This window comes from Halobacillus sp. BBL2006 (genome assembly GCF_000786645.1).
Classification (GTDB): Bacteria; Bacillota; Bacilli; order Bacillales; family Halobacillaceae; genus Halobacillus.
The window spans coordinates 1-6,866 of sequence record NZ_JRNX01000331.1; the positions used below are offsets into that span (position 1 = coordinate 1).

General features: G+C 44.8%; 5 protein-coding genes and 1 riboswitch. All 5 genes read left to right on the forward strand.

What is annotated here, in order from left to right; genetic code table 11:
- The coding region (locus LD39_RS10490; protein ID WP_035546035.1) for an ABC transporter permease at positions 1–1,825 on the forward strand (1,825 nt) is incomplete at its 5' end.
- Between the two features lie 176 nt (positions 1,826–2,001).
- Positions 2,002–3,051: a fatty acid desaturase gene (locus LD39_RS10495; RefSeq protein WP_035546037.1), complete on the forward strand. Its 1,050-nt coding sequence runs from the start codon at positions 2,002–2,004 to the stop codon at positions 3,049–3,051.
- A gap of 135 nt (positions 3,052–3,186) precedes the next feature.
- Positions 3,187–4,323, forward strand: coding sequence for a sensor histidine kinase (locus tag LD39_RS10500; RefSeq protein ID WP_035546039.1), 1,137 nt, complete (start codon positions 3,187–3,189; stop codon positions 4,321–4,323).
- Entirely contained in the window at positions 4,320–4,919 is a 600-nt protein-coding gene (locus LD39_RS10505; protein ID WP_035546041.1) for a response regulator transcription factor, read from the forward strand. Before LD39_RS10500 ends, LD39_RS10505 begins: the two co-directional genes overlap by 4 nt.
- A gap of 792 nt (positions 4,920–5,711) precedes the next feature.
- A riboswitch (Lysine riboswitch) is annotated at positions 5,712–5,889 on the forward strand.
- A gap of 129 nt (positions 5,890–6,018) precedes the next feature.
- Positions 6,019–6,866, forward strand: an 848-nt coding sequence (gene dapA, locus LD39_RS10510) for a 4-hydroxy-tetrahydrodipicolinate synthase (protein WP_035546043.1), incomplete at its 3' end; no start/stop codon positions are given.

Below are 6,866 nucleotides of genomic sequence, written 5' to 3' on the forward strand. Positions count from 1 at the left end.
TATGGCAGAAGCACAGGGGGGAGTGAGAGGAACGGCCGCCGTCCGCGCCGCTTCGATCCTTCTTGTCGCGATCGTTTCGATCTTCCTTTTGTATGCGAACAACTTATTTATTAAGCGACGCAGTCAGGAAATCGGCTTATTCCAACTGATCGGGATGACAAAAAGCCGTATCTTCCGAATACTAAGTGTAGAAAATTTGCTGATTTACTTCGGCTCGTTAGTGATCGGGATGTTCGTCGGCTTCTCGATTTCGAAACTGATCCTGCTGATCTTTTTCAAAATCACCGGGTTAAACGACGCTGTCGCAAGCTTGTACTTTTCAAGCGAAGCTCTCTTCCAGACCCTGCTCGTCTTCGGTGGCATTTACCTTCTGATCATGTTGATGAATTACATTTTCATCAAGAGACAGACGATTTTAGCTCTCTTCCAGGTAACTTCGAAAGCCGAAGGAAAAGTGAAGAAGCTGTCAATATGGGAAATGATCATGGGTGTACTTGGCATTTCCCTGATTGCAAGCGGCTATTACGTATCGACCATTTTGTTTGAGGGTGATTTAAAAACAATCAATCGTCTGTTTGCAGCGATGATTTTCATCCTTGCTTCCGTCATTATCGGGACGTATTTATTGTATAAAGGATCTGTCCGTTTTATTTCGAATTTGGTCAGGAAAAAGAAAGACGGCTACTTGAATATCAATGAGGTGCTTTCCCTCTCCTCCATTATGTTCAGAATGAAATCCAACGCCTTTTTGCTCACGGTTATTACCACGGTATCTGCCTTAGCGATCGGTCTCTTATCGTTAAGCTATATCGCTTACTATTCTGCTGAGAAACAGGCAGCAACGTATTCGCCTCAAGACTTTTCGTTCGCAAGCAAGGAAGATGCCGATCAGTTTGAAGGAGCGTTGGATAAGGCGAATATCGATTTTCACGAGGTACGGGTACCAGTGATTCAAGCGAACGTGAATGTCGAAAATATTATGTCTTCTGACATGGAAGGAATGAACTTCACTCCTTCGGATACAACCGTCCCTGTCATTAGCGAGACGGCCGTCGACGGAATTGAAGTAAAAAAAGGAGCAACGATTTTCACTGGTTACAGTGATTTGATGCAAAAGTTCATTTCATTGAAAAATGACGGAGAAATAACATTGAACAGCAAAGAAAAATCGTACCCGCTCGATTATCAGGGGTTACAAGATAAGTTCGTTATTTCCGGTTACTTCACACGCGGCGGCTTACCCATTGCCATTGTTGACGAAGCGTTGTTCGCATCGCTTCAGCAGGATAAAGACCCAGTTATTCAAGAAGGTTTTCCACCTGTTCATATTGGAGTTGAACTCGATAGCCAAAATCAAGTCAAAACGGCTAATGAGATCTATCATGAGTTAAACTTAGATGAAATGGCAGGGAATGAGTCTCAATACCAATCCGCCTTGGACCAGAAAATGAACATGGGGACAGTCATGTTCATCGTAGGATTCCTCGGATTAACGTTCCTCATCACGTCAGGGTGCATCCTATACTTCAAGCAAATGGATGAAAGCGAAGACGAACAGCCGAACTACACCATCCTTAGAAAGCTCGGGTTTACGAAGCGTGATTTGCTCCGGGGCATCCAAGGGAAGCAAGTATATAACTTTGGTATCCCATTAGCGATCGGTCTTGCGCACAGTTATTTTGCCGTCAAATCGGGATGGTTCTTATTCGGAACCGAAATTTGGACACCAATGCTGATTGTCATGGGCTTGTACACTGCGCTGTACTCGATTTTCGGTCTGTTGTCCGTCCTTTACTCGAAAAAAATTATCAAAGAATCCCTTTGATGCGTTAAGAAGCTCCTGAGTGCGTCCCAGGAGCTTCTTTTTTATGGATAAATTCCAGAGCTATCCAGAAAATATATGATAAGTGTCATGGGTACTCCCTGACGTTTATGTCTTATAAAAGATAACGGTATCGCCTATGATGGATAAATAATGAACCTCACAGAAGGAGTCGTCTTATGAATAAAGATAAACAAAAAGAATTGAAAAAAAATGTAGCGAGCTTTGCCAAACCTGATAATTCCGCAGGCGTACGCCAACTTTTAAATACGTTTGTACCATTTCTTTTACTCTGGTATCTGGCTTATGTAAGCTATTCCGTATCCGTCTGGTTGACCATCCCCGTTGCGATGATCGCTGGTGGATTCGTCATCCGTCTATTCATCATTTTCCATGATTGTACACACCAATCCTTTATGAAAAGCCAAAAAGCAAACCGGATTATTGGAACAATCACAGGAATTATCACCTTGTTTCCATTCGATAAATGGAAAAGAAGTCACTCGATCCACCACGCCACAAGCGGAAACCTCGATAAAAGAGGGACAGGCGATATTTGGGTGATGACCGTCGAGGAGTACTTAGAAGCTCCTCTCAAAACACGACTAGCCTATCGGATTTACCGTAACCCGATCGTCATGTTCGGATTAGGACCAATTTACTTGTTTCTCGTTTCCAACCGCTTCAACCGAAAAGGCGCAAAGCGTAAAGAACGCATGAACACTTATGTAACCAACTTGGCTATAGTGGCCATTTATTCTTTGCTTGTGTGGGCCATCGGCTGGCAGGCATTCTTGCTTATACAACTGCCGATTTTGTATGTATCAGGTGTGCTCGGCATCTGGTTATTCTATGTCCAGCACCAGTTCGAGGATTCTTATTTCGAAGATGAATCAAAATGGGATTTTGTAAAAGCAGCGGTTGATGGAAGCTCTTATTATAAACTTCCGAAATTCCTGCAGTGGGTTTCCGGAAACATCGGATTTCACCATGTGCACCATTTGAGCCCGCGTGTACCGAACTATAACCTGGAAAAAGCTCATGAGGAAACACCACCATTACAACACGTCACGACGATCACATTGAAATCGAGCCTGGAATCCATTCGATTCCGTCTCTATGATACAAAAAATAAAACGTTCACCTCTTTTAAAGAAGTGAAGCCTCTATTAAGAAAACAGCGAATGGCTATGCTAGACAACAAACGCCCTAGCCTTCAGGAAAAGTAAATAACTGACTTGAAGAGCCTATTCCCTATGAATAGGCTCTTTTTTAAACACGGACAAAGCATCGTGACAGAGACCCCTCTTTTCATATATGCTTGACCTACTAACAAATGACTCTTGAGCAAGGAGGTGGACCTTATGCAAAACTGGTATCAAATCATTCCGAGAAATACAGGGCTCAGTATGTATATATGGATCATTTTTTGCATCCTGCCCTTTTTCTTTATTTTCCGTTCGTCTTCGATTCTTGAGATTCTGTTCGGAATATTGATGATCTTAATATTTTTCTTGTCCTACCGCTTATCATTTATTTCAAACAGCCGGCTTGTTTATCTATGGGTGAGTATTGAAATGGCCATAAGTCTAGTCATGACGTATCAGTACGGGTATATCTATTTCTCACTTTTTCTAGCGTTTTTCATCGGAAATATAAGGCATCTCGGTGGTTTTCTATCTTTATACATTGTGAATTTAACGACAACAATTATAGCGATTACGATGACGTTCATGACGAGGATCGATGCGATGTTTTCCCACCTTCCGTTTATTTTCATTACGGTGATCGGAATCATCCTGCTGCCTTTCACGGTCCGTTACCGTACACAGCAGCAAAAACTGGAAGGTGAGCTGGAGGATGCGAATGAGCGGATTTCTCAATTGATGGTCATTGAAGAACGAGAACGAATCGCCCGTGATTTACACGACACCCTTGGTCAAAAATTATCCATGATCGGATTGAAAAGTGACCTTGCCGGCAAGCTGATCCATGTGAAGCCGGAGAAGGCTGTTGCGGAAATCCATGACATCCGTCAGACTGCCAGGACGGCTCTCAAAGAAGTGAGAGAAATGGTCTCTAACATGCGCGGAACGAAGCTTGAAGACGAGCTCGTCCGGGTAAGACAGATTTTAGAAGCAGCCGAAATGACCTTTGAATTCAAAGGGGAGACGAAAATCGAGAACGCTCCTCTTCTCATCGAAAACGTTCTGAGCATGTGCCTGAAGGAAGCTGTCACAAATGTTGTAAAGCATAGCGAAGCCACGTCTTGTAAAGTAGCGATATCGCAGTCGCCGACAGAGATTACCGTGACTGTAGAGGATGACGGAAAAGGCATTCCCGACTATATCGAGCCAATGCAAAGTTATGGATTGAAAGGAATGCGCGAGCGTCTTGAGTTCGTCAACGGAAGTCTGGATATCCAGTCCGACCAGGGCACGACGCTCATTCTTCACGTACCGAATGTCATTCAAAATACGAAGGAGGAAGGACCCGCATGATTCGAATCGTCATCGCTGAAGATCAGCGAATGTTGCTGGGAGCCCTTGGAGCACTGCTCGATTTAGAAGAGGATATGGAAGTTGTCGGTCAGGCCAATAATGGTGAAGAAGCTTGTAAATTAGTACGTGAATGGAAGCCAGATGTTTGTATCATGGACATTGAAATGCCCGTCAAAGATGGACTGGATGCCGCTGAAGAATTGAGTAATGAGGCTTGTAAAATCATCATCTTGACGACATTCGCCCGCCCCGGTTACTTCGATCGTGCTCGAAAAGCTGGCGTCAGCGGTTATCTGCTGAAGGACAGTCCTAGTGAGGATCTGGCGAATGCGATTCGCAAGATCATGACGGGGCAGCGCATCTTTTCTCCTGAGCTTGTCGACTTGGCCTTCACCCAGCAAAATCCTTTGACCGAAAGAGAGCGTCAGGTCATCCAGCTGATGGCAGACGGTAAAGATACGAAAGGCATCTCAGAAGAGCTTTATATTACTCCAGGGACAGTCCGAAACTATGTGTCTGTCATTTTGGAGAAGCTCGAAGTCAGTAACCGGATTGAAGCAATTTCGCGTTTTAAAGAAAAAGGATGGTTTAAATAAACGATCGTTTAAATACCCTTGATCCATGAAAGCTCCCTTATCTTGAAGACCCAGTTTCAACTTTATGTAATGTTTCCGTTGCCTTGAAAAGAAAAGGAGGTCCTGGAAATCCCTCGCCCAGCTCCATCGCCCAGACACTTGCGTCATAAGCAGGGAATCGACGGAATGAAAAGGCACATTCCTTTTGATTTCCTGCTTATGCGAATCGTGTCTACCAGGGCGTCTCCGCATTCGAACACTTTCCGTGGGAGTTCGGTGAGCTTCCTCAGGCTTTGCCTTGCGGGATCTCACCCTGAACTTTGTTCCCACAGGAGTCTCGAAATTCCCCGGACCTCCTTGCGATTGTTTGGAGAACGGAAACACACCATCATCTTCTTGCTAAGATAACAATGGACTTTCTATGCCGCTTCGTTAAACAGGCAGAACTGTTTAAACCATATGGATGCATAAAGACGATTAACTTCTCCCATGTAGACGGGTCCGTGAACCTCAATGATAGATGGGGTGACTGGAAAACGGCGAGACCCCACAGGGAGTGAAACGACTGAGGAGGCTTGCCAGTTCCCCCGCAGGAAAGGGAGTCGTTTCCAACCACCCACAGGCTTTTTTCACGGCAACGGACCCGTATCTCGAATTCAAGCCTTCAACAATCCTGCACTTAAGTTCATTAGCAGAATACTAAAAATTCTACTCCCTTTCAAAAACCCTTTTAAACTTCCCTCTTGTAGTGATTCAGAATTTTTGCTACAATTCATTTAACTAAATATTTTTCTTATTTCAAAGAAAATTTGAAGTAAGGATAGAGGTGCAAATACATGAGTACGCATGTTGAGGAGAATGAGATCCGACGACACATGGGGAAAGGGGATTTTGCCGAAGCGGAAGGAATCTCATATTCCGGACGTTGGTTCTGTTGCTTAAGAGGTGCAGGACTGTCATATAGGAGACTATATGGAGGGCTATCTTACGCAGGAACGGTTAAAAAAGTTTCTACGGCAACAACGAGGCTCTCGTTGTTGCCTTTTTGTTTTTCTGCTGCCGTAAGGCCCTCACGACCTCGAAAGATACTAAAAAATTTCTCAAAAGGTGTGTGAGGTAAATGAATTTCGGCCAAGTATTAACAGCAATGGTGACCCCATTCGACGAACAAGGAAACATTGATTTTGATGCAACGGAAACGCTAGTCAACTACTTGATCGCCAACGGTTCGGACGCTTTAGTGATTGCAGGTACAACAGGAGAATCCCCTACCTTAACGACAGAGGAAAAAGTAAGCCTATTCAAATTTGTCGTCGAGGTTGTCGACAAGAGAGTCCCTGTCATTGCAGGAACCGGATCCAACAACACAAACGCTTCTATCCAATTGACGCAGCAAGCAGAAGCAGCCGGCGTGGATGCCGCGATGCTCGTCACTCCGTATTACAACAAGCCGTCACAAGAAGGAATGTATCAGCACTTCCGTACGATTGCAAAATCCACAAACATGCCCGTTATGCTCTACAATATTCCTGGACGCAGTGTCGTCAATATGGAACCAGACACAGTCATTCGTCTTTCTCAAATCAAAAATATTGTTTCCGTTAAAGAAGCAAGCGGCGACCTGGATGCCGCAACTGAGATTATCAGTCAGACCCCAGATAATTTCTCTGTTTATAGCGGCGAAGATACGAATACCCTGCCATTTGTTTCGATTGGCGGAACGGGGATCGTTTCTGTGTCTGCTCATGTCATCGGAAACGAAATGCAGCAAATGATTCGAAGCTACCGGACCGGTGACGGGGCCTTTGCCGCACGCATGCACCAGAAGCTTGTCCCTGTAATGAAAGCGATCTTCTCTGCTCCAAGTCCTTCCCCGGTAAAAGCGGCCTTGAACGCTCGTGGCGTGGAGGTTGGCGGTGTCCGTCTGCCCCTGCTCCCGCTCAATGACGAAGAAGCGGAGGCGCTTGA